General features: G+C 51.1%; 23 protein-coding genes and 1 riboswitch. Of the genes, 14 read left to right on the forward strand and 9 right to left on the reverse strand.

The features are described 5' to 3' along the window. Window positions 1-93 precede the first annotated feature (93 nt). Both FD32_RS02850 and FD32_RS02855 read right to left on the reverse strand, forming a co-directional pair. Window positions 94-1,197 carry a glycerol dehydrogenase gene (locus FD32_RS02850; protein ID WP_047768430.1) on the reverse strand — a complete coding sequence of 368 codons (1,104 nt, stop codon included), beginning with the start codon at window positions 1,195-1,197 and terminating at the stop codon, window positions 94-96. A gap of 94 nt (window positions 1,198-1,291) precedes the next feature. Further along, the gene (locus FD32_RS02855) at window positions 1,292-2,233 is read right to left on the reverse strand and encodes a LacI family DNA-binding transcriptional regulator (RefSeq protein ID WP_047768432.1); all 942 of its coding nucleotides are present in this window, start codon (window positions 2,231-2,233) and stop codon (window positions 1,292-1,294) included. Window positions 2,234-2,320: 87 nt separating this feature from the next. Here FD32_RS02855 and FD32_RS02860 point away from each other — a divergent pair, with 87 nt between their 5' ends. Genes FD32_RS02860 through FD32_RS02870 form a run of 3 tightly spaced genes read left to right on the forward strand, consistent with a single transcriptional unit; the run spans window position 2,321 to window position 4,824 of the window. Next, the gene (locus FD32_RS02860) at window positions 2,321-3,175 is read left to right on the forward strand and encodes a GRP family sugar transporter (protein WP_047768434.1); all 855 of its coding nucleotides are present in this window, start codon (window positions 2,321-2,323) and stop codon (window positions 3,173-3,175) included. 12 nt (window positions 3,176-3,187) lie between these two features. Further along, the gene (locus FD32_RS02865; RefSeq protein WP_047768435.1) at window positions 3,188-3,847 is read left to right on the forward strand and encodes an HAD family hydrolase; all 660 of its coding nucleotides are present in this window, start codon (window positions 3,188-3,190) and stop codon (window positions 3,845-3,847) included. Further along, entirely contained in the window at window positions 3,844-4,824 is a 981-nt protein-coding gene (locus FD32_RS02870) for an NAD(P)H-dependent flavin oxidoreductase (RefSeq protein ID WP_047768438.1), read from the forward strand. The genes FD32_RS02865 and FD32_RS02870 overlap by 4 nt, the downstream gene beginning before the upstream one ends. An 88-nt stretch (window positions 4,825-4,912) precedes the next feature. Here FD32_RS02870 and FD32_RS02875 read toward each other — a convergent pair whose 3' ends face one another. Both FD32_RS02875 and FD32_RS02880 read right to left on the reverse strand, forming a co-directional pair. Continuing rightward, window positions 4,913-7,441, reverse strand: a complete 2,529-nt coding sequence (locus FD32_RS02875) for a M1 family metallopeptidase (RefSeq protein ID WP_047768440.1) — start codon at window positions 7,439-7,441, stop codon at window positions 4,913-4,915. A 437-nt stretch (window positions 7,442-7,878) separates the two neighbouring features. Beyond that, window positions 7,879-8,481, reverse strand: coding sequence for a sugar O-acetyltransferase (locus FD32_RS02880; protein WP_047768442.1), 603 nt, complete (start codon window positions 8,479-8,481; stop codon window positions 7,879-7,881). Window positions 8,482-8,621: 140 nt separating this feature from the next. On the opposite strand from FD32_RS02880, the gene FD32_RS02885 reads away from it, so the two are divergent. Then, window positions 8,622-9,086: a hypothetical protein gene (locus tag FD32_RS02885; protein WP_152666517.1), complete on the forward strand. Its 465-nt coding sequence runs from the start codon at window positions 8,622-8,624 to the stop codon at window positions 9,084-9,086. An 85-nt stretch (window positions 9,087-9,171) separates the two neighbouring features. On the opposite strand, the gene FD32_RS02890 is transcribed toward FD32_RS02885, so the two are convergent. After that, window positions 9,172-11,400, reverse strand: a complete 2,229-nt coding sequence (locus tag FD32_RS02890) for a glycoside hydrolase family 2 protein (RefSeq protein ID WP_082126054.1) — start codon at window positions 11,398-11,400, stop codon at window positions 9,172-9,174. A gap of 143 nt (window positions 11,401-11,543) precedes the next feature. On the opposite strand from FD32_RS02890, the gene FD32_RS02895 reads away from it, so the two are divergent. After that, window positions 11,544-12,722, forward strand: a complete 1,179-nt coding sequence (locus FD32_RS02895) for a helix-turn-helix transcriptional regulator (protein ID WP_047768446.1) — start codon at window positions 11,544-11,546, stop codon at window positions 12,720-12,722. Between the two features lie 60 nt (window positions 12,723-12,782). Here the strand turns inward: FD32_RS02895 and FD32_RS02900 are convergent, their stop codons facing one another. Continuing rightward, window positions 12,783-13,883 carry a P-loop NTPase fold protein gene (locus FD32_RS02900; protein ID WP_047768447.1) on the reverse strand — a complete coding sequence of 367 codons (1,101 nt, stop codon included), beginning with the start codon at window positions 13,881-13,883 and terminating at the stop codon, window positions 12,783-12,785. 251 nt (window positions 13,884-14,134) lie between these two features. After that, window positions 14,135-15,529 carry a L,D-transpeptidase family protein gene (locus FD32_RS02905; protein WP_047768449.1) on the reverse strand — a complete coding sequence of 465 codons (1,395 nt, stop codon included), beginning with the start codon at window positions 15,527-15,529 and terminating at the stop codon, window positions 14,135-14,137. A 301-nt stretch (window positions 15,530-15,830) separates the two neighbouring features. On the opposite strand from FD32_RS02905, the gene FD32_RS02910 reads away from it, so the two are divergent. The 5 genes from FD32_RS02910 (at window position 15,831) to ribH (ending at window position 20,293) form a co-directional block, all read left to right on the forward strand. Then, entirely contained in the window at window positions 15,831-16,613 is a 783-nt protein-coding gene (locus tag FD32_RS02910; protein ID WP_047768452.1) for a PhzF family phenazine biosynthesis protein, read from the forward strand. 91 nt (window positions 16,614-16,704) lie between these two features. Further along, window positions 16,705-16,847: riboswitch (FMN riboswitch) on the forward strand. A 144-nt stretch (window positions 16,848-16,991) separates the two neighbouring features. Then, window positions 16,992-18,050 (forward strand): bifunctional diaminohydroxyphosphoribosylaminopyrimidine deaminase/5-amino-6-(5-phosphoribosylamino)uracil reductase RibD, encoded by a 1,059-nt coding sequence (gene ribD / locus FD32_RS02915; RefSeq protein WP_056962102.1) that lies wholly within the window; start codon window positions 16,992-16,994, stop codon window positions 18,048-18,050. Beyond that, on the forward strand, window positions 18,043-18,645 hold the full coding sequence (locus FD32_RS02920; RefSeq protein WP_047769934.1) for a riboflavin synthase: 603 nt from the start codon (window positions 18,043-18,045) through the stop codon (window positions 18,643-18,645). Before ribD ends, FD32_RS02920 begins: the two co-directional genes overlap by 8 nt. Next, a complete protein-coding gene (locus FD32_RS02925; RefSeq protein ID WP_047769937.1) occupies window positions 18,645-19,826 on the forward strand; it encodes a bifunctional 3,4-dihydroxy-2-butanone-4-phosphate synthase/GTP cyclohydrolase II in 1,182 nt (393 codons plus the stop codon). Before FD32_RS02920 ends, FD32_RS02925 begins: the two co-directional genes overlap by 1 nt. A gap of 2 nt (window positions 19,827-19,828) precedes the next feature. Beyond that, window positions 19,829-20,293, forward strand: a complete 465-nt coding sequence (ribH, locus tag FD32_RS02930) for a 6,7-dimethyl-8-ribityllumazine synthase (RefSeq protein ID WP_047769939.1) — start codon at window positions 19,829-19,831, stop codon at window positions 20,291-20,293. A gap of 114 nt (window positions 20,294-20,407) precedes the next feature. Here the strand turns inward: ribH and FD32_RS02935 are convergent, their stop codons facing one another. Both FD32_RS02935 and FD32_RS02940 read right to left on the reverse strand, forming a co-directional pair. After that, window positions 20,408-21,052, reverse strand: coding sequence for an NAD(P)H-binding protein (locus FD32_RS02935; protein ID WP_056962100.1), 645 nt, complete (start codon window positions 21,050-21,052; stop codon window positions 20,408-20,410). 33 nt (window positions 21,053-21,085) lie between these two features. Further along, complete coding sequence (locus FD32_RS02940) at window positions 21,086-21,736, reverse strand: nitroreductase (protein WP_047769943.1); 651 nt, start codon at window positions 21,734-21,736, stop codon at window positions 21,086-21,088. 118 nt (window positions 21,737-21,854) lie between these two features. Here FD32_RS02940 and FD32_RS02945 point away from each other — a divergent pair, with 118 nt between their 5' ends. From FD32_RS02945 to FD32_RS10190, 4 genes are all read left to right on the forward strand, one after another. Further along, window positions 21,855-22,487 (forward strand): sugar O-acetyltransferase, encoded by a 633-nt coding sequence (locus FD32_RS02945; protein ID WP_047769945.1) that lies wholly within the window; start codon window positions 21,855-21,857, stop codon window positions 22,485-22,487. A gap of 102 nt (window positions 22,488-22,589) precedes the next feature. Continuing rightward, a complete protein-coding gene (locus FD32_RS02950) occupies window positions 22,590-23,882 on the forward strand; it encodes a C1 family peptidase (protein ID WP_082611616.1) in 1,293 nt (430 codons plus the stop codon). Between the two features lie 119 nt (window positions 23,883-24,001). Continuing rightward, window positions 24,002-24,133, forward strand: a complete 132-nt coding sequence (locus tag FD32_RS10405) for a hypothetical protein (protein WP_268872408.1) — start codon at window positions 24,002-24,004, stop codon at window positions 24,131-24,133. A 58-nt stretch (window positions 24,134-24,191) separates the two neighbouring features. Next, complete coding sequence (locus FD32_RS10190; RefSeq protein WP_235803745.1) at window positions 24,192-24,347, forward strand: carboxymuconolactone decarboxylase family protein; 156 nt, start codon at window positions 24,192-24,194, stop codon at window positions 24,345-24,347. Window positions 24,348-24,600 lie beyond the last annotated feature (253 nt).

Consider the following 24,600-nt stretch of genomic DNA (forward strand, 5'->3'; position numbering starts at 1 on the left):
GTACGGTGGTGTGAGAGGTCGGTAATTGAACTAATCAATTACCTCCTACTCGATTGCGTTTTTTTAGAAGGTATTATTGGCACTTATTACTACTTATTTGTGGCTTGCCAGGTAGTCCTTGGTGTAGGCATCAACCGCCCGGAAGGCTTGGGCAACGTCATCAGGAGTGACCTTGAATGGCAGCCGGCTGATGGTGTCATTTTCTGAGCAGGCGGCCTTAGCGGCAACCAGGAGCTTGTCATCACCAGCATCAGCGAGGCCTAGATCAGCAAGGGTAGTTGGTAAGCCCAGCGAAAGGATCAGTTCAAAGTACTTGTTGTAGCGCTTTTGGTCAGTACCTTCCAGCATCAGTTGGGTTAGGGTACCGTACGCCACCTTTTGACCGTGTGACAATGCATGGGTTTCTTCCAGGGCCGTCAAACCATCGTGGATCGCGTGGGCACCAGAAAGGCCACCACTTTCGAAGCCGAGACCACTCATTAGCGTGTTGGCCTCGATAACCTTTTCCAGGGCGCTCGTGAAAGCGTGGTGCTTAACATCAGCGACGGCAATGTGGGCGTACTTGAAGAGGGTATCCTCACACTTTTGGGCAATGGCATTGCCAACCAACGTCTGACCTTCGTTCAGCATCGTGTCAGCACCAGCCTGGGCAACGGCTTGGGCTTCAACGTTGGTAGCCAGGGCATCGGCAATCCCGGAAATAAGCAGCTTAGCAGGGGCGCCGGCAATTACCTGGCTGTCCACCAAAACCAGGTCAGGGTTGTGGGAGTAAAAACGGTAGTGGTCAAAGCTACCGTCATCCTTGTAGATAACGGAAAGCCGGGAACATGGAGCGTCAGCTGAGGCCAGAGTTGGCATGATAACAACGGGGAGGCCCAGGTTGTCGGCAACTGCCTTAGCGGAATCACTGGTCTTCCCGCCACCAAGACCGTAAACAACGCTGACGTTGTCCTTTTTACCAATTGCCGAGATCCGGTCAATCTCGTTGGTTGAGGACTCACCATTAAACTTAACCAGGTCGACCTGGTAACCATTTGCGGTCAGGTAGTCCTCTAGCTTCTTACCAACAATCTTGTAAACATCATCATCGGTTACCAGGAGGGGTTTCTTACCAAAGTTCTTCAAATATGGGTCACTGTTGAGTAAAACACCCTTGCCTTGAACGTATGAGGATGGGGAAGCAAATTCTTTAATCATAATGTCGACCTCCAAATATAGCATGAATTGTAAGCGCTTAACCTTACGATTTAAGTTATACTCGCGGAAATCGGTTTCCTAGCAAGCCCCTTTTTTAAATTCGGTCGATAAAGTTAAATTTAATGACCTTCTGCGGGTCGGCTGCCTGACCCAAAACCAGGTCGACCGCCTGCTGGCCGATTTCAGGTAGGTGCTGGTCAATGGAAGAAAAGTTGAGCAGGCTACTTAATAGGTAGTTGCCCTGGCCAACGACCTGAATATCCTTATCCTGCCTGGTGATTTCTTGTTGGGCCCCGGCAGCGCTGATGTCACTTTCCGTGAGGATTGCCTGGATGGCGGGCTGGGCAGCCAACATTTGCCTGGTTGCCTTTTGACCATCCGCAAAATTACGGCAGTGGTAGCGGATAAAGTCAGGAGCGGGGTGGCAGTTGAAGACCTGGTGGTATGCGGCGAGGGTTTCCGTCGTAGTGATGCTGTTTTCCGGGCGGCGGATAAAGAAAAACCCCAGCCGGGTTAACCGCCGCTTCTTGAGGGCCGAGAAGAGGTCGATCATTGCGGTGGTCCGGTCAATATTTACCGACTTAACTGTGGGGTCAGTGCTGGATTCGCAAAAGACGATTGTGCCGTAGACCTGGTACTTATTGATTTCGTGGCGGGGAAGGGCGTGTGAGGTGATGATGAGGCCGTCAATCAGGTGGTGGACCAACTCACTGAGGGCCCGTTGCTCACTGGCAATTGCGTACCGGGTAGGAAAGATCACCACCTCCTTGCCCGCCTTGGCAAGGGCCTCACTGATGGCGTTAACTAGTCCTTGGAAGTAGGGGTGGTCCAAGAAGGGCACGACGATCCCAATCCGGTTGCTGGTGCTCGTACTGAGGGCCCGGGCAATTCCATTGTAGTGGTAGTTGAGGTCTTGCATGGCTGTGGCAATTTTTTTGCCCATTGCCTGGCTCACGTAGCCGTGTTTGGTGATGTATTTTGAGACAGTTGAGGGTGCGCAACCCACTTTTTTAGCGATGTCATAAATTGTCGTCATTTTTTTCTCCATTTCTCTTGACGGAAACAGGTTTCCTAAGTTATTTTAATTGCTGAAGAGAATTAAAACAACAAAGGAGTGCTAGTAATGAACATTTTAATTGCACTAATTCCCGCCCTCGGTTGGGGGTCAATGCCAATTATTACGGGAAAGGTTGGTGGCTCACCGGTTAACCAGATCTTCGGAATCGGTGCCGGAGCATCAATCATTGGCCTGCTGGCTTTCGCTTTTACCCGGCCCACTGTTAGTTTAACTGCCTTTGCTTTGGCAATTTTATGTGGGGCCCTGTGGACGATTGGCCAGATTGGTCAATTTATTTCGTTCAAGCGGATTGGGGTGGCCAACACGGTTCCCCTGTCAACGGTCTTCCAATTAATTGGTAATTCAATCATTGGGATGACGATGTTTGGCGACTGGGCGGGGGCCCGGTCAAAGGTTATCGGGATTGCGGCCCTGATTGTCTTTGTGATTGGGGCCCTGTTTACTTCGGTGAGTGACCAAAAGGGGCAAAGCATCACTGCCCGTGACGTTATCTTCCTGCTGTGCACAACGATTGGTTTTTGGGTATATTCTTCCTTCCCCAACATTGCAATCATTAAGGAACAGAGTGGGACCGGGATTTTCCTCCCTGAGATGCTGGGAATCCTTCTTGGCGCCCTGATTTACGGTTTCTTTACCGACCGAAAGGCATTTACCCAACGAGCCCAGTACCTAAATATCCTCGGTGGTCTGGCCTGGGGGATTGCCGGCTTTGCCTACATCTTCTCTGCCCAGGCGAACGGCAACACGTCGGCTTTCATTTGGACCCAGTTGAACGTGGTTATTGCCACTTTTGGGGGAATTATTATCCTGCACGAGCACAAGAGTAAGCGGGAACTGAAATACACCATCCTCGGTATCTTGCTAATCGTTGCCGGGAGTGTTGCTACTTCATTTGCATAGGGGGAAAGTAAAATGACGGTTAACAACTATATTTTCGATATTGATGGAACGTTGATTGACACCTTTGCAATGTATATGCCGGCCCTGGTGGAAACACTAGAAGACCATGGCTACCATTTCCCTGATCCGGCAAAGGTGGAAAGGGACCTGTACGGAATCGCGGCGGTGGACGCCCTAAAGAAACTTGGTGTCCCCGCAGAAGAAATTGATACGATCAACGAGGAATGGATTAACCGGTCCTACCAGCATTTTGACCAGGTAAGGGTCCTACCGGGGATTCCCGCAACCATCAGCCAACTGGCAGCCAAGGCGGGCACTAAGTTAGCAATCGTCACTTCCAAGACGCGGGCGGAGTACCAGCGATATTTTCAGGATCAGTACCCGTTTGCCGAGAATTTTGCGGTCGTGGTCACGGCAGATGACACAACGGCCCACAAGCCATCGCCGGCGCCAATCCTTAAAGCGCTGGACCGGCTCGGCGCGGACCCGACGACCGCGGTTTACGTTGGTGACATGTCAACTGACTTGGCGGCGGCTCATGCGGCTGGTATTAGGTTTGCCGGGGCGGAGTACGGTGCCAGTGACCCTGAAAAGATTGCGGCAGCCGATCTTCGGCTAGCTCAACCAAGAGACTTATTAACGATTAATCAAGAAGGAGCTGTTCAATTATGAATCGTGTATGTAAAGCATTAAACATTAAGTACCCAATTATTCAGGGCCCACTGGCCTGGCTGACCAATGCCAAATTCGTGGCGGCGGTCACGAATGCCGGAGGCCTCGGCACGCTGGGACCAGCAGCGGGGCAAAACGAACGATTCAGGGATCCGGACCCGGTTAAGCGCCATGCCATGACGGTGGAACGGATGCGCAATGAGGTGCGGAAGGTTAAGAAGCTGACAGCGGGAACGTTTGCGGTTAACATTATTCCGGCAAATGGTGGAAATGATGGCCACACCAAGCCCTTGATCAAGATGATGATTGAAGAGGGCGTTCCGGCCGCTGTTTACACGGGGAGTGAGGTTTATCCCGAAATCTTCCAAATGCTGAAGGATCATGACATTAAGATTATTTACCGGGCCCAGAACCCAACGGCAAGCAATGCCCGGGCGGCCGAGGAAAACGGCGCTGACGTAATCGTCGAAACTGGCTTTGACGAAGGGGGCACCCTCCCTAAGCAAGTAGTCGGTACTTTCTCAATCGTCCGGATGATCGTAGATGCGGTTGACCACACACCGGTGTTGGCTGCAGGTGGAATCACCGACCGGCGGGCAGTCAAGGCGGCCCTGGCCCTTGGCGCCGAAGGGGTATACTGTGGCAGTGTCTTCATTGCCAGTGAAGAAAACCGGACGGCGGCCAAGGTCAAGCAGGCAATTGTTAATTCAACCGCCGATGAACTGTTACTGTTCCGGACCAAGCCGGCTTATTACCGGTCCTTGCCGGGACCGTTTGCTGACCACCTCCAAGAGTTAAGCGACCAGGGAGTTAGCCGGGACGAAATCGGCAAGGTCATGGGCGGCCTGTACGGCTTGAAGCGGGGGATGGTCGATGGTGACTGGGACCAGGGTTACGTTTCGCTGGGAACCGGGATTACCAGCATTCATGAGATCCGGCCGGTTAAGGCAATTATTGATGATTTGATGGCGGATTAATTTTACATTGTTTCACATGAAACACAAAAGAATCCAGGATGACATTTTTGCCATCCTGGATTCTTTGCTTTAACAGTTATTTACAATGTTAGTCCGCAATTGCCGCGTTTAAGGCGTCAGCTTCCTTTTCCACCAGGGCAACCTTGCTCTCAATGATCCGGATGTCCATCGTGATCTCCCGGGTCAGGCCCGGCGTATTGATCTTTGGTTCGAAGAATTCCTTGAATTCAGCCAACCGCTGTGGGGTGTGGAAGATACCAGCGGAAACGGTGATGTAGGAGGCAAACTCCATGTCGCCACCGACCGTGTCATCCAGCCACTGCCATTCGTTGCGCAGCCAATCCCAAGCTGCTTCTTGACCGGCATCGTTGGCCAGAACTCCGCGGTACCATGCACGGAGGTCCTGGGGCTTAATTACCTGGGCATCCTTGTAGTGACCGATGATCAGCTTGATCAGTTCAAGGTCGGTCGTGGTTGGAATTGCCATCCGCAAGTCAGCCTTGTAACTTGGGTCCGCAGTTTGCTGGTAGGCGGCAAGTAGCTTATCGAAGAGGTCGCGACTACCGTAGTTTTGAACCTCACTCTTTAGGACCAGTCCCCGGATATCAGCGGACAAGGCACCAAGTTTATCCTGGTTATCAAGGAAAATCTGGTGGGCCGCCTTGATTGCGTCTTCGTTGTGGGCATAGAGGGCCGCGTTGAGCACGTATGGCCGTACCAGCTGGTCGTCGTTGCTTTCACCCGCCTTAGGTAGCCAACCGAGCCGGGCAACCTGGTCCTTACTCAATTGGTTGAAGAACTTCTTCAGCTGGGCTTCTTCACTCGAACCAGGTTTAACAAACATCTTGAGACTGTTGGCGATGTGGTAGAGTTCAGCGTTAACGATTGCCGAATGACTGCCAGCAAACCGGGTCAGCAGTGGAATCAGGTTGGCGTAAGAAATCTGTTGCCCTTCCGCAAGTAGGCGCAGGTCTTGGAGGAGCTGTCGTTGACTGATGCTGTCCAGGTCAGTGGCGTGGTCAAGGATATCCTTCAACAGCTGATCATCATACTTAACGATGAAGTGGGAGTTGTTGCCGACATTGAGACGGAACGGCTGGCCCGCTTGCTTCTGCAGGGTCGCGTAGTCACCGAGGACGACTTCCTTATCCGCCATAATTTGTGGGGCCGCGTCGTAGTTGCTGTTCAACGGAATCTGCCAGGTTCGGCCTTTGTCCTTACCGTCACCGATAAAGAACTGTTTCTGGCTAAGAACCAGTTGTCCCTGGTCGTTGACCGTGGCAGAAACGACGGGGTAACCCGGTTGCTCTAGCCATGATTTCATAATTTCGCCGATATTCAGACCGGATGCGTCGCCGAGGGCCTGCCAGAGGTCGTTACCAGCTGCGTTGTTGTACTTGTGGGCGGCAAAATAATTCTTCAAGCCGGCACGCAGGGCATCGTCACCGAGCAGGGCCCGAACCATGACCAGCATCCGGGAACCCTTGGCGTAAACAATCGCTGGGTCGAAAATTGAGTCAATTTCGGCCGGATTGTTAACCTCAACGTGGACGGGCTGGACCCCATCAGTTGCGTCCCGTTGCAGGGCCATAGGAGCTTCGGAGGTTTGGAACAATTCCCAAATCTTCCATTCGGGGTGGATGGCGTCAACGGAGACGTATTCCATCATGTTGGCAAAGCTTTCGTTGAGCCACAGGTCGTCCCACCACTTCATCGTTACCAGGTCACCGAACCACTGGTGGGCTAGTTCGTGGGTGATGACGGTGGCCACGAGCTGCTTCATGTCGAGAGCGGTGTTATCAGGGTCCAAGAGGAGGTAGGCTTCACGGTAGGTTACCAACCCCCAGTTTTCCATGGCCCCGGCTGAGAAGTCTGGCAGGGCCAGTTGCCAGGAATGCGGCAACGGGTACGGAGTATGGTAGAAGTCTTCGTAGAATTCGATGGCCTTCTTCGCAATCCCAAGGGCGAAGTCGAGTTCCTTTGCTTGGTGGGCCTTAGTTGCAAAGACCCCGACCTTAACGCCGGACTTGGTTTCTGTCATCTTGCTTTGCAGCTCACCAAAGGCAAAGGCAACCAAGTAAGTTGACATTTTAACGGTCTGGTCAAAGTAGTGGATGCCATCTTTAACATGGTTCTCTGGCATATTGGCGATGATTGTTTCCCCAGGGTGTTCATCAAACTTGATGGCCAGGGAGAAGGTGGCCTTAGCGGCCGGCTCGTCGACACACGGGAAGGCTTGCCGGGCCGCGGTTGTTTCAAACTGGGTTCCGATAATTTGCTTCTGTTCGCCGTTAACCTTGTAATATGATGGGTAGATTCCCATCATCGTGTCGGTCAGCGGTGCGGTGTAGTCGATACTCAGCTTAACGTCGCCAGCAGCGGGCAGGGTGATTTCGACTGCTTCCTCGTTGTCCTTGACGGTAAACGGCACCTGCTTTTGGTCCACGGTGACGTTGGCGATGTGGAGAAACTTCTGGTTGATCTTAATTACTGGTTTGCTGGCGTGCCCATCAATGGTGGTCGTCCCAGCAATTGTCCTCTTGGCCCGGTCGATGTCGAGGTAGACATCGTAATGGTCAGGCTGAAAGACGTCATAGAGTCGTTTATTTTCTGTCATTAAAAAGTTCACTTCTTATTTTTAGGATAGTTTAATTATACGGCGAAACCGCGCCGGAGCAAAGAAATTACGATTTGTCAGACCGGCGTGTTGTAAAATAGGAGCATTGACAATTGTTTGAAAGAAAGTGGAAACGGATGTCAATCAGTTAAATCTTTAACCAGGGATCTGAACATGGAGTGTTTGCTGATTATGATGTTCCTTTTCAGTGCAAAATTAGCAGATTTTGACCGATAACTGATTTAAAGCACTGATTTGGCCTTGAAGTAATGGATTTCTGACAGGTAGTCACCCTTATTCTTCGGGCTGGACAGCAGGCAGACGTTCATCAGCTCGACTTGGTATTGTTGATCTCGAATGGTTAGTGTGATGGGTCCGAAAGGTGAAGAGCAGGGCCTCGGGCTTGGCGGGGCTGACGAAATTCAGCCTCCTTTCTATTATGACAGCAGCTTGGGATCGGTCCTCATCTGGCCATGGTAATACTTACGGTCGTGGTCACTAATTGGGCGGACAACCTTGGCCGGAACCCCAACGGCCACTACATTAGCAGGCAGGTCCTTGGTGACGACGGCGCCGGCCCCGACCACGGTGTTATCACCAATGGTTACGCCGGGAACGACAATGACGCCGGCCCCAAGCCAGCAGTTTTTACCAATGTGGATCGGCAGATTATACTGATAACCCTTTTCCCGTAATTCCGGCAGAATTGGGTGGTTGGCTGATGCCAGGGTGACATTGGGGCCAATCATGGTGTGGCTACCGATATAGATGTAGGTATCGTCAACCACGGTCAGGTTGAAGTTAGCATAGATGTGGTCACCAAACATGACGTGTTTACCACCAAAGTTAGCGTGAAAGGGTGGTTCAATAAAGCAGCCTTCACCCACTTTACCAAGCATTTCCTTCAACAGGCGTTGGCGCTTATTACCCTCGGTGGGCAGGGTGCGGTTATATTCGTACATTGGCAACTGGGCCGCCGCTTGCTTTTTCAAGATTTCTGGGTCGTCTGGATTATAAATTTGTTGATCATGGAGTGCCATGGATAAAACTCCTTTCAAGTTGTTATCCTTAGTTTAACCGATTTGGCCAGATGGATGAAAGCGGTTAAACTATTTTATTGTATTATAGATAACTATATATTAGTTTACATGGTAAAGCGTTTTATAGATAAAAAGGAGATTTGAATGAAGAAATCAGCTATTTGCTTTCAATGGTTGTGTTAGGTCTGGGATTAGCCGGTTGTGGTAATAATCACCACGGTGAATCGGCCGCCTCGAGTAGTGTAAAGACAAGTCAGGTGAGTCACCACCATCGACGGGCCCAACGCCAGGCCAGCGACCAGTCAGCAAGTAGCGAGCGCCAGAGTAGCTCTGCCAGTGCGTCCAGTGAGCAGCACGTGATCAATACCGCGGACGATGCAGCGAGTCTTGTTGCCCATGCGATGGCTGCGGATGACAGCCTCTATCACGCCGTTCCAGTATCAGGGGGCTTTGAAGTGACCCGGTCTGACATGGACCAGAAGGCGTTCGTCCACTACGACGGGTCAGTCACCTGGGATGAAGGGACCACCCAGCCATACAGCGAGGTGTCGGCACCGGAAAACAATGATCGGGTCAACAGCACCTTTGCACCATCCGGGAACTAATATTTAGAGCCGAAAAAATACAAGAAATAAGTATACGAAGGGGCTTTCTAAAGACTTGCTTCGCGTTGAAAAACGAACTAGCAAGCTAGTTCTGCTTACTCCCTCGTTCGTCTGTCTTTTTAATCTGCTGCAATTCACGGTTGTATTGTTCAATTTCACCCGGTTTAAACGCACGGGCGACCATCTTTAACTGTTTAGCTAACGAGATTGCATTCATCTTTTTTTCCATTGCTGGTGGCATTTTAGACGCCTTTGCTACGTCACCAAAAGAGCTGGTAGCCTTTACCAAAATCTCTTGATAAATTGCAGCAGCCTGTGGATTCTTTTTTAAATCATTAATACTATCGTTAATGGAATAATAGTTTGGATTGATGGGATCCTTATCAAACCAATTGGTGACTGAACCACTGGTCCCATTGCTATACTCGGGAACGGGTTGGTCGGTTGCAGTAATGGTAATTGTATCGTGGTAATTACCTGCACTTGCAGTAACCGTTGATTTGCCTTGAAGATCTACGGGAAAAGTAAAAACATGCTGTCCCTTTTGCTTGGCTAATCGGTGACCATTAATTGTTAAGCTAACTTCTACTTGGTTGCTGTAGACTTTGATAGTTGTGTGGTGTGGTCGCTTAGTATAGTGATGTCCACAGATATGGACGAACGGTTGCTTGCTTAAATATGCCTTGTAGATATAGTAAGAGTCCTTCTTAATGTTGCGATCAATTGTTACCAGGCCCTTTTGATTCTGCCCTGGTTTACCACCTTCTTCGCGCCCGTCTGCCGCGAAGTCGGCTAGCGTCCACGGAAATAGCATTGCTAGCCACGGCCGTGCTGCCCATACTTTCAACATGTGTTCATGGTATTGAGCAGCATATTCTTCTGTGTAGTCACCTTGGTCAGGATGTTCAGAATGGTAAGCAGGGTTATTATCGGCACCATATTCGGATAGGCCAATCATCATATCTGGATGGTCGGTATGAAACTTCTCTAAGAATTCCTCATTTTGGTTAATACCAGGAACGTACCAGCCGTAGTACAAGTTATAGGTACGAATATCAGGAATGCTCAATAACTCTGAGTCTGGCTCCAGCATAAAGACGTTTGCAATACAAGTAAGTCGACTGTCGTCTAGTTGGTGAGCTAAGTCATTTAACCGGCGATGACAGGCCAGTAGATTTGGTGTAACCCCGGTCGAAGTTGTAATCTCATTTGATAAAGTCCAACAAATAATGGAAGCATGATTCCAATTTTGACAAACTAGCTCCTGCAATTGTTGTGCGGCGTTTTGGTCACCGGACTTCATATAGGTTGTAATCTGGGGAATCTCTGCCCAAACGAGAATACCTAGCTGGTCAGCAGTTTGATACTCGTAATCTGAATGTTGGTAGTGGGCTAGCCGCCAAGCGTTACCACCCATGTCCAACAATAAGCGATTATCCTGGTCTTCCATCTCCTCGGTAACAGCTGCACCGACCCCCCAATAGTCTTCATGTTTTGCAGCCCCGACAATTTGGTAAGGGTGGCCATTTAAAATAAAGCCCTTATTGGGATCAAAGTGATAGGTACGACAGCCAAATGAGATTAATAGCTGGTCATCATCAGTCCCCAGTGTAAACAAGGCGTGGTACAAGTATGGATCATTGACGCCATCCCAACGATGGACGTCTTTGATCATCATCGTGAGGTAAGCATGGTTATCATTGATTATGCCGGTAGTGACAAGGTTACCCACCTGCATTGTGATTGTTGTTCCGTTAGCCGTCCCCTCTGTTTTAATTTCAGCTTCGACTTTGGCTTCTGTTGATTGGTCGCTCGCAAAACGAGGGGTAATTTTAATTCCGGAGTCGCCATAGTGGCCTAACGCAAAATGAGCCTGACTGACCCTGATTAAATGAACGCTCCGGGTAATTCCACCAAAGAAAGTAAAGTCAGCCTTTTGTGGATAAACTGTCTGATTAGGCAGGTTATCCACAATGACTTTGATAGTGTTCTCACCATTGTGAATGGCGTCAGTGATATTAAGGCGAAAAGCCGAATAACCACCATCATGATGACCGACTTGCTGATTATTAATGAAAATCCTGGCGCGCTGCGCAACAGCATCAAATTGCAGCCAATATTCAGTTCCCTCCTGTTTCTTAATATCTATTTTCTTACGATAGTAACCATAGCCACGGTAATAATCGTTGCCACCATCTTGACCATCCTTAGCATTCCAAGTATGTGGTAGGTTAACCTGTCGAAAATTTTTAAAATCCCTATCCTTAGAGAATTCCCAGTCGGCATTAATTCTCTTAATATGTCGCATTGTCATTCGTTCCCTTCGTTCGATATGTCTTGTACAACTCTAGCAACTATATATTAGAAAAATATGACCGCTTAATATATCATAATCTTGCTGTTTATATTAGAATATTGCTTAAAATTATTTTGATCATAGTTTGAGGAGTTGAGTTTATGCGACCGTCATTCAACCAAATGATTTTAGGCTGCTACGGGATGTTCTATTGGCGCTTTAGTTCAGACGACCGGTTGATGGATTATAATATCAATAACCAGTCTGCAAACGACTTATTACCGTTATTTACTGGCCGCTATGGTATCTTAGGTGGAATAAAGCAGTATACGCATGCACTGCCGTTCTTATATGAGGATCATGAGCAATTCTTTTGGATTGTGTGCCCACATAAGCAGTCACCAGATGTTAGTGTATATGGCCCAATCGCTATTGGAGAGAGGCAGGTTCACCAAATTACGGCAGTAATTACTCAATTAACAGGTAAGCATCTGACCAGCCAACAACTAACGGCGCTTATTAAGTGTTTTAATGCGGTACCGTTAAACCAACTCTTTAGTATTGCCCGTGAATGTTTTTACCAGGTCGACTGCCAGGTTGTTGCACAAAGCCAAATTATGATTTTGAGCACACCGACTAATAAAACGGCGGAAATGGAAACTATTCACCAGTTAAGCGCTCACCAGGATGCATACCTAGCAGAAACTGCCATTTTTAATTGTGTTAAGCAAGGGAAAGTTAACTATCAAAGTGTCCTTAGCAGTAGTTCCCAAATCTCAAACGGTGTGAAAACCAAAATGGGCACTTTATGCCAGGCACGGCTCAGCATTCTTACATTGAATTTTATCTGTAGTCGGGCGGCAATAGCTGGAGGCGTGCCGTCGACAATTATTTATACAGTAGCTGATCGTTATGCTGAAGAGTGCATAAACCTCCATGACCGTGCATCACTGCAAGCTTTGGGGAATACACTTCTCAGTGATTATGTTACCCGTGTTTACCAGTTGAAAAATAAGCACCACAGGTTAACACCACCCGTTGCTGCTTGCAAAGAGTTTATTGACATAAGTGTTCGGAATAAAATTGACCTGAAGTCATTAACGGCCGTAAGTGGTTATTCCTACTACTACCTGTCACATGAATTTAACCGTCAAGTCGGCTGTTCAATTACTGATTACATTAACCAGACGAAGATCCAGACAGCCAAACGATTATTAAAAACTAGTAAGTGGAGTAGTAGCGAGATTGCGGCTAATCTCCACTTCTCTTCGCCTTCCTACTTTAGTACGGTTTTTCGCAAATACACTGGCATTAGTCCCCAGATATACCGCCAACGATAACTTTTAATATAAATGGCCGGTTAATGAACCATCTAATAGCTCATTAGCCGGCCAATTTCTTTAGTAAAGATCATGGTATTCGATGACAAATTCAGCGAAGAAGGGAAGGGTGAAGGACAACTCGCCCCAGGACGGTGCTGTAATTAGCTGGTCATCGAGGAGTCGCCGTCGGTAGATTGAAATATAGTTTTTAGACTTGTTCATCCGCGTGCCGATTACGGATGTCTTCACAGTGTTTCCGCCAAGTTCGGCCATCGTGAGGACAAACTTACGGTCAACGGGGGAGAGCTCCTGGTACATCTTTAAATAAACGTTTCTAAACAACTCAGCTTTGTAATCAGCTAGTACCTGGTCAACCGTTGCCTGGTCGATCAGCGATTTTCCTGTCCGCCACAGGAGAAAGCCGAGTAACTGGAAGGCGTAGGCATAGCCATTGGTAATCTTGGTAATGAAGTTCAATGTATGCTCATCAATTTCTCGCTTACCGCGACTAAAGGCTTGCCGGTAGCTGTTCTTGATTGTCAAAAGGCTTAGTGGCTCCAGATATATTCGCTGACTCCGCAGCAAGAAGGTCAAGACATCATCGTTTTGCAGTTCCGATACCTTACTTGGCAGTCCTGCCATTAGTAGGGCAATGTGGTACTCATTCCGTAAAAGGATCTGGTAAATGGCTGCGAATTCGCGTAACGCCGGTGTCGAGCTAATTTCATCGATAGTAATTAGGAGTTTTAGCTTTCGCTGCTGCAACGTTTCGGCTAATGATTCTAGCAGGGGCTGGTGCGGCGAGTTAGTCACACTAGCTTGGTTCCGTTGGTAGGCGATTTTAAGGACCCCCGCTGCGCTGACGCTGATACCATCGATGCTCTTCAATAAGTTCTTAAGGGTACTATCCGCCTGCTTATAAACCAACTCAATTAGTGTCGGAATTAGGGCATCCCCCATTGTTAAGTCAACAACGATCCAGTCCGCCCGTTTCCGAATATCGTGACTAATATCTGTTAACAGGGTGGTTTTGCCAGACCCCCGCATTCCGTAAATAAGGGTTGTCAGGTAGGGACTATCAACATCTTGAATGTCCTCCTCTAGCTGGTGGACAGTTTGTTCACGATCCAGGTAAATTTTAGGGACCCGGCCAAAACTAGGGTTAAAAGGATTCTTCATTTGTCCACCCTCCGTTATTTTTATACTTTTTTATACTTTTAATTTCATTTTATACTTTTTTATACTTTTTGGCAAACCACAAAAAACGGGGCTGTGACATAAGTACTTTTACCAAGTTCAAATACGAACAGCGCGGTACGCAAATGGGCTCCAGTGTCCGGTATAACCGAACTCTGGAGCCCTATTTGCGCTCGCGGGGGCGTGAAAACGAAGTCATAAATGACTTCTGTCACGCTCCCGTATTAACTTATTTAGTAAATAATCACTGGTTCACCCTTGGAGAGGGCGTGGAAACCGATTCCGGCGTTTTCGGGGTGCATGTTAATGCAGCCGTGTGAACCACCGCCGGTTTCCTTGTAGGCCGTTTTCGACCAGTCATGCCGCCAACTGGCATCGTGGAAACCACAACCAGAGAGGGTAAACGGCGACCAGTACTGGACCGGACTGCTGTACTTGGACCCATCATCGTTGGTGCCCCGCAGGACCGATGGACTTTGCTGGTACATGATGTACCATACCCCCTTGGGCGTCCGGTTGCCGGCGTTGTTGCTCCCGCTGACGATGTCGGTACTCAAAACGCACTTGCCATTCTTGTAGAACCAGGCGTGTTGTTTGGCGAGGGAAACCGCGACGTAGGTTTTTCCAATACCGTCGTTGCTGATATTGTTGTACCCCGTCCCAAGATGGCTGTAGCCCTTGCCGTAAATATCGTTTTCGGCGTTGACCTGCTTCTTGTTAGCACCCAGGGCACTTGCCAATGACTGACCGGCCTGCTTACTGCTGATCTTCCAGCCGTAAGTTCCGGCATTCGTGGTGGTGACCACCTTTCCGGAAGCCGTCTTGAACTTGAAGGCCCTCCCCAAAGTAGCCTGCTTGCGGTTAATCTGGTTAATCTTGGCCTTGACCGGCCCCGTATTAAAGCTGTAATGACCATTTTGGTAGGTGGCTTTGGACACAACCTCAGCCGTGGTGAACCGGTAGTCCTTGTTTTGCACCCGGTAGGTCACGCTCCGGCCCTCCAGCTTGGCCAGCTGCTTTTTCTCATTTTGCACAGTCGCACTGTTCGCGCTGAGGGGCGTGATGAACTTCGGCTTCAGGTGGACAGTCCCGTTGACAAATTCCCGGCTAACGGTCCTGTTTAACCCCTGGTCACTGTACTGGGTGCCCTTGACGGCGGGGATGACTTTCACCTTGCCATCCTGGTAGACGGCGTAGGCATCGTGGGGTGCCCGCCGGCCGCTGTTGAGCTGCTGGAGCCGGTTATTTACGGCCGCGTCGATGTCACCAAGTGCCGACTTATCAAGATTTGCCGGCTCAACAATCAGGTTGACCCGCCGCCGGGACGGGAAGAAGGTGTACTGCTCATGGAGTGCCTTGACGATCCGTCCCTTATCGCTGGCGGTAAAGCCAGACTGGGTTGGCTTCCCGACGTAGACGAGCTTTTGCTTCACGTAAATCTTCGACGTTCGCTTCGTCTTACTGACTTTATCATAGGCCTGTTGGACGGTTAAGCCGCCAACCGCAACGTGGTTAATGGTGACGTTGCGGTTAAAGTGGTTTCGCTGGTGCAGGTGAATGCCCAAAAGCAGCACCAGCAAAATCACTGCTACTCCTGCAATGGCCTTTTTCAAGGTTAGGTTTTGCACTATTCAGTCCTCTTTGTCATATTTACTAGAGTCATATTACTGCGAATCGGTGAAAATACAAGTATTTGATTTACGGTAGCGAACAAGGGACCTAACGCACTAACAAGCAAGTAAATATTAATTTATAAGGCCATTCCCTTTGGCAAAAGTATTCACCGTTGAAGGGATGAGAATAATGATAAAACGAGTTATCGGGCAACGAGGGGGCGCACCAGATGTTAATTTTCAAAAAGATGTTGAATTGCCGCCTGAAGCGTCCCTATAATGGGGGACAAACTACGATAAGGTGGCGGTTATGATGATGAAAATGTATATTGCGGACGCCTTTACCAAGGAGCTGTTCAAGGGTAACCCGGCGGCCGTGTGCTTTGTCGACCAGTGGCCTAGCGATGACCTGATGAGAAAGATTGCCATGGAGAACCGCTTCTCCGAGACGGCCTTCACCATCAGGCAGGACGACCATCACTACCTCCTTCGCTGGTTCACCCCGGGCGGCGAGATTGACCTCTGCGGGCACGCCACCCTGGCCACGGCCTTCATCATTTTTCAAACGGCGGCTCCCACATCGACCGCGACGATTACCTTCACGACCACCAAGAGCGGTGATCTGACAGTAACGAAGGTGGGGAACAAGTACGAGATGGCCTTCCCGTCCTACGACCTGAAGCCAATCGCGGTGACGGCTGAAATGACGGCGGCCTTTGGAGCCCAGCCGAAGGAAGCCTACCTGGGGCGGGACCTCCTCTGCGTTTTCGATGATGAACAGCTAGTCCGGCAGATGAACCCCGACCAGGAAAAGCTTCAGCGCTTGCCGGGCCTTTTGCAAAACGTCACTACCCAGGGAAGCGACTACGACTGTGTTTCCCGGTCCTTTGCCCCCAAGCTAGCGGTGGCCGAGGACACCGTCTGCGGGAGTGGTCACTGCCACATCATTCCATACTGGGCCAAGAAACTGGGGAAGGACCATTTTGTGGCCTACCAGGCCTCCCCGCGGGGTGGTATTCTCTACTGCAACTACCAGGGGGCCGTTACCAAATTAGCTGGGCACGCCGTCCTCTATTCCAGTGGGACCCTGCACATTTAGTCCCCGGCGGATAAACAAATTTAGCCTAAATGTTAAAGAAAACCTTTACAAAAAGTTAGTGAGCAAGTACACTATAGGTAAATTGAAAGTTAGTTTTCTTCGGGGCCGGGTGAAATTCCCAACCGACGGTGACAAGGCAACTTGAAGTCCGTGACCCGCTAGTCGACAGTGACCAGCGGTTGAACCAGTGCAAGTCTGGTACCGACAGTATAGTCTGGATGGGAGAAGAAAAACGCTGTACAACACTACCAGTTTAAAATGACCCCGGATGACATCTTTGTTATCCGGGTTTTATTTTTACCCGCAGTGCCGTCAAAGGTGAAAGCTTAGCGCCCCAGGAGAAATCTTGGGACGCTTTTTTGTTGGAGGGTGATGGAAATCAACGACCAGTACTTTATGAAAATCGCCATTGACCAAGCCAAACAGGCGACGGCCACTTGGCAGAATCCCCAGGTGGGTGCCGTAGTGGTCAAAGATGGTGAGATTCTCGCAACAGGGCATACCCAGCCCTTTGGTGGGCCCCACGCAGAACGGGATGCCCTGACTAAACTCACGCCATCCCAGACCCAGGGGGCCACCCTTTACGTGACCCTGGAACCCTGCAACCACTACGGCAAGCAGCCCCCCTGCACCCAGTTGATCATCGACCGGGGAATTAAGCGGGTGGTCATTGCCGAGACCGACCCCCACTCCCTGGTGATGGGGAAGGGGATCGCTCAGTTGCGCCAACACGGCATTACGGTCGTGACCGGGGTCAGTGAGCAGGCCGCCGCCCAGGTGAATCCCCACTACAACTTCTTTTTCCGCCACGGCCGTCCCTGGATCACGCTTAAGCAGGCCATCAGCCTCGACCACCGTGTCAGTGCGGGCCCGGGACAGCGGACGGTGATCACTAACCGGGCGGTCTATGAACGGGTCCACCGGGAACGGGCCCGCTTTCAGGGGATTGTCATTGGCAGCACCACGGCGATTGTTGATGACCCGACGTTGGTTCCCCAACCACAGCCGACCTTTATGCCCGTGCGGATTGTCCTCGACCGGCGGGGGCGGCTGGCCAACCATCCCCAGTTGAAACTTCTCCACGATGGCCTGGCACCGACCTGGGTATTTACGGCCGACCCGACCCTCGCTGACCGACTTAGCGCAACCACTGCCCGGGTATTCTGCCTACCCACCGGCGGGGTAAAAGAAGTCGTTGCGGCGGTTGCCAAGGAGGGCCTCCAGTCGTTGTACGTCGAAGGGGGCCCGACGGTTCACCGGGCCTTTGCGGCGGCCGACCTGGTCGAAGAGGTGACCACCTACATTGATCTCCGGATGCTGGGGCAAAATGGGGTCGCCGCCTTTACCCCACCGGTCCCGTGGTCGTTTGTGGATCGGCAAGTGGAGCTGTTAGGAGATAACATCAGGATCACAGAAAGGAAGCAGGAACATGTTTAGTGGCTTAGTTCAGGGAACCGGGAAGGTCCAAAAGCTGGCGGAGCAGGGCGAAACGATCGAGCTGACAATCGCCCCGACCAGTCCGGCACTAGTAGAAGAGTTAGCAATTGGTGATTCGGTCGCAGTTAACGGGACCTGCCTAACCGTGGTTGGGCAAACGGGGACGCTTTTTCACGTCACCCTCATGCCCCAGACCTTTGAGAAGACGACGTTTAAGGACCTCCAACCCGGGGACCTAGTAAACCTCGAGCGGTCCCTGCAGGTCGGTGACCGTCTGGAAGGACACATCGTGACGGGCCATGTCGATGAGGTGACGGTGGTTAAGTCAGTGACGCCCAACGAGAACGCCATTGAGGTCCGCTTCGCCCTGCCGGCCCGCCTGGCTAACCAGGTAGTTCCCCAGGGGAGCGTCGCTATCAACGGGGTGAGCCTGACCGTCATGGACACCGGCACGGACTGGTTCTCCGTCGGCCTGATTCCCCACACCCAGACGGTGACCAACCTGGATGACCTCCGGGTGGGCAGCCGGGTCAACATGGAAACCGATATTTTAGGAAAGTACGTTGCCGCAAATTTGCAGAAAGGGGCACAATAATGGACGTTAAAAAGATTCAAGCTGCAATTGACCACCTCAAGAAGGGTGGCTTGGTAATTGTAATGGATGACCTAGACCGGGAAGCCGAAGGGGACATGATCGGGCTGGCAAGCAAGGCCACCCCGGAGAAGGTCAACTTCATGACCAAGTATGCCCGGGGGCTGATGTGCGTCCCGATGGCGCCAGCGGTTGCCGAGCGGCTGGCCCTGCGCCAGATGACAGCGGACAACACCGACCCGTTTGGCACGGCCTTCACCATTAGTGTGGACCACAAGTCAACGACTACCGGGATCTCCGCCTTTGACCGCTGGCGGACGATTACCCACTTGGCCGATCCGCAGGCCACCAACGCAGACTTTTATAAGCCCGGCCACATCTTCCCGCTGGTTGCCAAGGAAAATGGGGTACTGGAACGGAACGGCCATACGGAGGCGGCCGTTGACCTGGCCAAGTTGGCCGGGGAGGAGCCGGTTGCTTATATCTGCGAGATTCTAAAGGCCAACGGGGAAATGGCCCGGTCCAAGGAACTTCACGAGAAGGCGGCTGAGTTCAGCCTGCCAATCATTACCATCAAGGACCTCCAGGAGTACCGGCGCAGTCGGGTTAGCCAGCCCACTGAGGAGGTCCACCTACCGAGTGAGTATGGTGATTTCCGCCTCCGTCACTTTGCCGGGGATAATCTGGCCCTTATTAAGGGCAATATTTCCGGGGACGAACCGGTGCTGGTCCGCCTGCATTCCGAGTGCTTCACGGGGGATGTCTTCGGCTCTTTGCGTTGTGACTGTGGACCCCAACTTCACGAGGCCATGCGGCGGATTAACGCGGTTGGCCGCGGGGTCGTCCTTTACCTTCGCCAGGAAGGTCGCGGGATTGGCCTTGAGAATAAACTGCGGGCGTACCACCTCCAAGAAGAGGGCTACGACACGGTTGAGGCTAACACGGCACTGGGCTTCAAACCGGATGAGCGCCAGTATAAGGTGGCCGCGCAGATCCTACGCCAGTTGGGAATCACAAAGATCGACCTGCTGACCAATAATCCGGATAAGATCGACCAGTTAACAGCAGCGGGGATCACGGTTCATGACCGCTTGCCACTGGAAATTCGGGCAAATAAGTACGATCGCCGCTACCTCGTAACGAAGAAGAACAAGTTTCACCACCTATTAGATTTGGAGGCATAATCATGGAAGAAATTACGGGAAAGTTTAACCAAAGCAACGCACGCGTGGGAATCGTGGTCGCCGACTTCAACGGCGCCGTCACGAGTAAGCTGGTTACGGGGGCCGTGGCCACGCTCGCCAAGTTTGGCCTGGCAGATGATCAGGTGACGGTTTTCCACGTCCCGGGCGCCTTCGAGATTCCCTTTGCGGTTAAGAAGCTCTTGGATAAGGGGGAATTTGATGGCATCATGACCCTCGGGGCGGTAATCAAGGGTGAGACCGACCACTACGACTTGATTTGTCAAAACGTGGCCCGGGGGATTATGGAACTGAACCTCCAGGGGAAGGTTCCGGTAACCTTTGGCATCCTGACGACCGATAACATTGAGCAGGCAATGCAACGGGCTGGCCTGAAGATGGGCAATGAGGGTGCCAGCACGGCCCAGAGCTTACTTGAGATGATGTCACTGGGTGGGCAAATTAATTAGTGTGTTTCACATGAAACAATAAAGGACCGCCATTGCTCGAAAAAGTCGAGTGTGACGGTCCTTTATTGTTTTAAAAGCTAATTACGCGTCAGAAAGTACTAACAGACTAATCTACTACTTCACTGCAGCCACCGCGTCTTCAATTGGTGTCTGGCCGCTGCGCATCATGATGACCTTGCCGATGGTGTTATCGGCCGTCAGTACGCTGGCCAAGACACGAGCAACGTCCGGAATCGGGTTCGTGGTGTCGTTCCCTTCTCCAAAGCTAACCTTGCCGGTGGCCGCTTCCTCAGTCAGTGAGGCTGGCTGGATGATCGTGTAGTCCAGGGCGGTGTTGCTGATCAGGTAGTTGTCGGCAAAGAACTTGGCGATGTTGTAGTCGGTGATCGAAGCCAGTGCCGAGTAGTCGGCCCACTTTTCTGGCTGGAGGGCGTACATGGAGCTCAGCATGATGTAGCGCTTAATGCCGGCACGCTTGGCAGCCTGCATTGTCTTGACCGCGCCCATGGCATCAGTCTGCAAAAGGTCCTTGCCCCGGGAACCGGCAACAAAGTAAACTGCGTCACTACCAGCCATCAGGGTTGCAATCTTGGCGACATCGCTATGGAGATCCAGGGTGACCGGGGTGACCCCAGCCAACTCAACGATTTTTTTAGGGTGCCGGGCCCCCGCAACAACGGTATTTCCGGCGGCTACTAGGTCCTTGATTAGGTCAGTTGCAACCCGGCCAGAGCCACCCGCGATAAATACTTTACTCATGAGAATTCCTCCTTTATATTCAACTTAACTTGCTTAGTCCTTGATTGTCAAAATTGTTGACTCGGCCGCCCGCTTAGTCCGGAAGCCGTTGATCCGGTATGCCGGGTCGCGGTAACCGAGGGCGATACCCATTGCCACCTGCTGGTCAGCCGGGATCCCCATCAATTCGCGAACTGCGTCGGGGTAGCGGACAATCTCATAGGCGGGCATTGAATCAATCTTCCGGTCGGCCGCCACAAGCATCAGGGTTTGGCCAAAAGCGCCGAGGTCGTAAATCGACCAGTCAGTTGCGTCCTGCGGTAAAACGAGGTAGACGAGGGCGGCAGCGTTGAAGAGGTGGGCCTGGGCAGCACTCATTTGAGGCATTTGGTCACCAAGGTATGTCTGAAGATCCTGTCCCCACTTTGCCATGTTTTCCTGAGCCGGTTGCCCCCACTGGTTACGGTGGGCTACCGGAAAGTCAGAATTACCACTGACGCCCTGCTGGGCAGCCGCCAGGTGGTGGGCCTTGATTTTCTCCAGGGTCTGACCGGTGGCAACGTAAGCCTGCCACGGTTGGGAATTGGCCCAGGATGGTGTCCGCTGGGCGAGCTGGACGATTTCTTTAAGGTCGGCCGGGGCAATTTGCTGGTCGGTGAAGTAACGAATGGATTGGCGGTAGTTAACAGCTTCCTTGAATTCCATGAAAATTCCTCCCTAGTCAATTTGTTCATCATTTTAGCTTACTAAAGATAAGTAAGCAAAGGAGAAACACTTGGTGGGGAACCCGCAATGATATAATGGGCAGAAAGGAGAATTTACGATGGATGAACAGCTAATCAAGAAGGTCCTAGCGACGGTCAACGTGGGGGAACCTTACGATGACGTCGCTCCGGAAATTACGGCGGTCCGTAACTGGGCCCTCGACCTGTGCCGGCAGTACAACTTTGAATACAACCGGACGGGGAAGGCCGATATAAAGATGCTGAAGACGCTCTTTGCTAAGACACCTGCGAACGGGATCACGGTCCTGCCCAACTTCCATGTTGAGTTTGGCCGCAATATCTATTTGGGTCGCAACTTCTTTGCCAACTACGATTGCTTCTTCATGGACTGCGCACCAATTAAGTTTGGCGATGAGATCAAGATTGGCCCCAAGTGCGGCTTTTACACCTCCAACCATGTTGAGGACGCGGTCGGCCGCCGGGCGGGCTACGTTGAATCACGCCCCATTACGGTGGGCAATAACGTCTGGTTTGGTGCCAGTGTAACCGTGGTCGGCGGGGTTACAATTGGTGATAACAGTATCATTGGAGCGGGGAGCGTGGTGGTTGATGACATCCCCGCCAACGTCATCGCCGCTGGTAACCCGGCAAAGGTAATTCGGCCCCTCCGGACTGATGACCGCTACCGGGGGATGGAAGGCCGGACCGGCGACTACCACTACGGCGAGTGAATCAATTTTGATGTTGCCCCACCGTAAATGCGCTATGATAGTAGTAAATGTTTTAATTAAGAAGGGATTATTGTGGCAAAAGAAAGCCAGTTAACAACAGCAATGGTTGAAAAATACCAGAAAATTTTCCACGCCCGCAAGGATGTGGCAGTCATCTCCCGGGCGGTACAAAAGAACGGGATCAAAAACGCCAGTGAGGATCCAATCGCTAGCCAGCGCCTCCACCGGGCTTTTTCCTATGAGATCAAGACGGGGAAGCCGAGCAACCAGCGGCACAGTGGTCGTTGCTGGTCATTTGCGACCCTGAACACCCTCCGGCACAAGTTTGCAAAGAAGTACAACTTTAAGGACTTCGAGCTTTCCCAAAACTACCTTTTCTTCTGGGACCGGATTGAACGGGCGAACATGTTTTTCCAAAAGATTATTGAGACGGCGGACAAGCCCCTCCATGATCGGCTGGTCGACTTCTACCTTAGTTTTGCCCTGAACGATGGTGGCCAGTGGGCCAACGCCGCTGCCATTGTTGAAAAGTACGGGGTCGTCCCGGAATACGTCATGCCCGACACGCACAATACCAAGGACACGACCGATGTGGCCGAGGTAATGAACTACCTGATGCGCAAGGACGCCTTGAAACTCCGCCGGCTGGTTAACGACGGTGCCAAGAAGGCGGATCTAGATGCGGTGAAGGAAGCGATGATGGCCGACGTCTACAAGGTCGCTGCCTACTCTTTTGGTGAACCACCGGTTAAGTTTGACCTGGAATTTAAAGACGACGACAAGAAGTTCCACCGGGTCCTCGGTTTAACACCGTTTGACTTCTACCACCAGTACTTTGACACTAACTTCAACGACTACGTGGTGGTTACCAACGCACCGGACCACGAATACGGCAAGGTCTACTCAATGCCAACCCAGGATAGCGTGGTTGGTGGGGTGCCAATCAAGTTTATGAACGTACCGTTTAAGAACCTCCAGGACGCCGCAATCAAGCAGTTGAAGGCGGGTGAAACCGTCTGGGTTGGTAATGACGTCCTCCAACAGATGGACCGGAAGCGGGGCTTAATGGATGCCCAGCTCTTCCACCGGGCCGAACTTTTGGACGTGGACTTTACGATGGACAAGAAAGACCGGCTGGAATCCCGGCAGGCAATGGTTTCTCACGCCATGACCTTGACCGGCTTTGACCTGGAAAACGGTCAACCAAGCCGGTGGAAGATTGAAAACAGCTGGGGCAAGGATAACGGGGACAATGGTTACTTCGTGATGACCCAGGACTGGTTTAAGGAATACACCTACGAAGCAGTAATTGACAAGAAGTACCTACCAGCTGACCTGCAAAAACTGGCCGCAAGTGAACCGGTCGAACTGACGGCCTGGGATTCACTACAATAGATTTAAAAAGGTCATGCAATTGGGCGTGGCCTTTTTAAACACTTTCTTGAGAAAACGCTTTCAATATAGTATTATTTAAACAGATGTTTAGATGTTGATCATGAAAGGATGGCTGAAAGATGACTGATTACAAGCAAGAATTAGCCGAAGTAATGGCAAACAATAAGAACCTCTTTTCCAGCACAGGAGCAACGGGGAAGGCCTTCTTAAGCGTCCACGATGAGGCAATCAAGGCCGGGGCCTTAGAATAGCAAGACCAAGGCCTTAGAAGCATTAGCTATTGCAATCACGATTCGCTGTGAGGGCTGCATTGTTCAACACGTGCAGGGTGCCATTAAGCTAGGTGCCACGCGGGATGAAATCGTTGAAACCATCAACGTAGCCATCATGATGGGTGGCGGCCCATCAACGGTATACGGTGGCAAGGCATTAGCATGTGCTGACCAGCTCCTCAAAGATAAGTAGTGGGGATTAGCGCGAGCGTACGGGTAAAACCGGGCGCTCACGCTTTTCTTAGTGCGCCCGGCATGGGTATTAGCTAGGTGGTGAAAGTCCACTATGGGCCGTAGTAGTCGGAACCATGAGCCGAGGACAAGGGTGTCCGCTGTGAGGTGGAATCTGAAGGAAGTCTAAGGCAAAGTGCTGCACCGATGAACAAGAAATAGCTATAAGGCTGAGAGTAACTGGATAAGGTTGCTAGACAAACTAAAGTCCAATA

Origin of the sequence: Limosilactobacillus panis DSM 6035, from assembly GCF_001435935.1 — a bacterium.
In the GTDB taxonomy this organism is placed as follows: Bacteria; Bacillota; Bacilli; order Lactobacillales; family Lactobacillaceae; genus Limosilactobacillus; species Limosilactobacillus panis.

Bases quoted from the DNA above. Each gene is read 5' to 3' on its own strand.
- FD32_RS02855 (WP_047768432.1), bottom strand. From the start codon at position 2,233: ATGACGACAATTTATGACATCGCTAAAAAAGTGGGTTGCGCACCCTCA.
- FD32_RS02910 (WP_047768452.1), top strand. From the start codon at position 15,831: ATGAAAATGTATATTGCGGACGCCTTTACCAAGGAGCTGTTCAAGGGT.
- FD32_RS02900 (WP_047768447.1), bottom strand. From the start codon at position 13,883: ATGAAGAATCCTTTTAACCCTAGTTTTGGCCGGGTCCCTAAAATTTAC.
- FD32_RS02880 (WP_047768442.1), bottom strand. From the start codon at position 8,481: ATGGCACTCCATGATCAACAAATTTATAATCCAGACGACCCAGAAATC.
- FD32_RS02925 (WP_047769937.1), top strand. From the start codon at position 18,645: ATGGACGTTAAAAAGATTCAAGCTGCAATTGACCACCTCAAGAAGGGT.
- FD32_RS02895 (WP_047768446.1), top strand. From the start codon at position 11,544: ATGCGACCGTCATTCAACCAAATGATTTTAGGCTGCTACGGGATGTTC.
- FD32_RS02865 (WP_047768435.1), top strand. From the start codon at position 3,188: ATGACGGTTAACAACTATATTTTCGATATTGATGGAACGTTGATTGAC.
- FD32_RS02875 (WP_047768440.1), bottom strand. From the start codon at position 7,441: ATGACAGAAAATAAACGACTCTATGACGTCTTTCAGCCTGACCATTAC.
- FD32_RS02950 (WP_082611616.1), top strand. From the start codon at position 22,590: ATGGTTGAAAAATACCAGAAAATTTTCCACGCCCGCAAGGATGTGGCA.
- FD32_RS10405 (WP_268872408.1), top strand. From the start codon at position 24,002: ATGACTGATTACAAGCAAGAATTAGCCGAAGTAATGGCAAACAATAAG.
- ribH (WP_047769939.1), top strand. From the start codon at position 19,829: ATGGAAGAAATTACGGGAAAGTTTAACCAAAGCAACGCACGCGTGGGA.
- FD32_RS02945 (WP_047769945.1), top strand. From the start codon at position 21,855: ATGGATGAACAGCTAATCAAGAAGGTCCTAGCGACGGTCAACGTGGGG.
- FD32_RS02850 (WP_047768430.1), bottom strand. From the start codon at position 1,197: ATGATTAAAGAATTTGCTTCCCCATCCTCATACGTTCAAGGCAAGGGT.
- FD32_RS02935 (WP_056962100.1), bottom strand. From the start codon at position 21,052: ATGAGTAAAGTATTTATCGCGGGTGGCTCTGGCCGGGTTGCAACTGAC.
- FD32_RS02940 (WP_047769943.1), bottom strand. From the start codon at position 21,736: ATGGAATTCAAGGAAGCTGTTAACTACCGCCAATCCATTCGTTACTTC.
- FD32_RS02890 (WP_082126054.1), bottom strand. From the start codon at position 11,400: ATGACAATGCGACATATTAAGAGAATTAATGCCGACTGGGAATTCTCT.
- FD32_RS02860 (WP_047768434.1), top strand. From the start codon at position 2,321: ATGAACATTTTAATTGCACTAATTCCCGCCCTCGGTTGGGGGTCAATG.
- FD32_RS02870 (WP_047768438.1), top strand. From the start codon at position 3,844: ATGAATCGTGTATGTAAAGCATTAAACATTAAGTACCCAATTATTCAG.
- FD32_RS02920 (WP_047769934.1), top strand. From the start codon at position 18,043: ATGTTTAGTGGCTTAGTTCAGGGAACCGGGAAGGTCCAAAAGCTGGCG.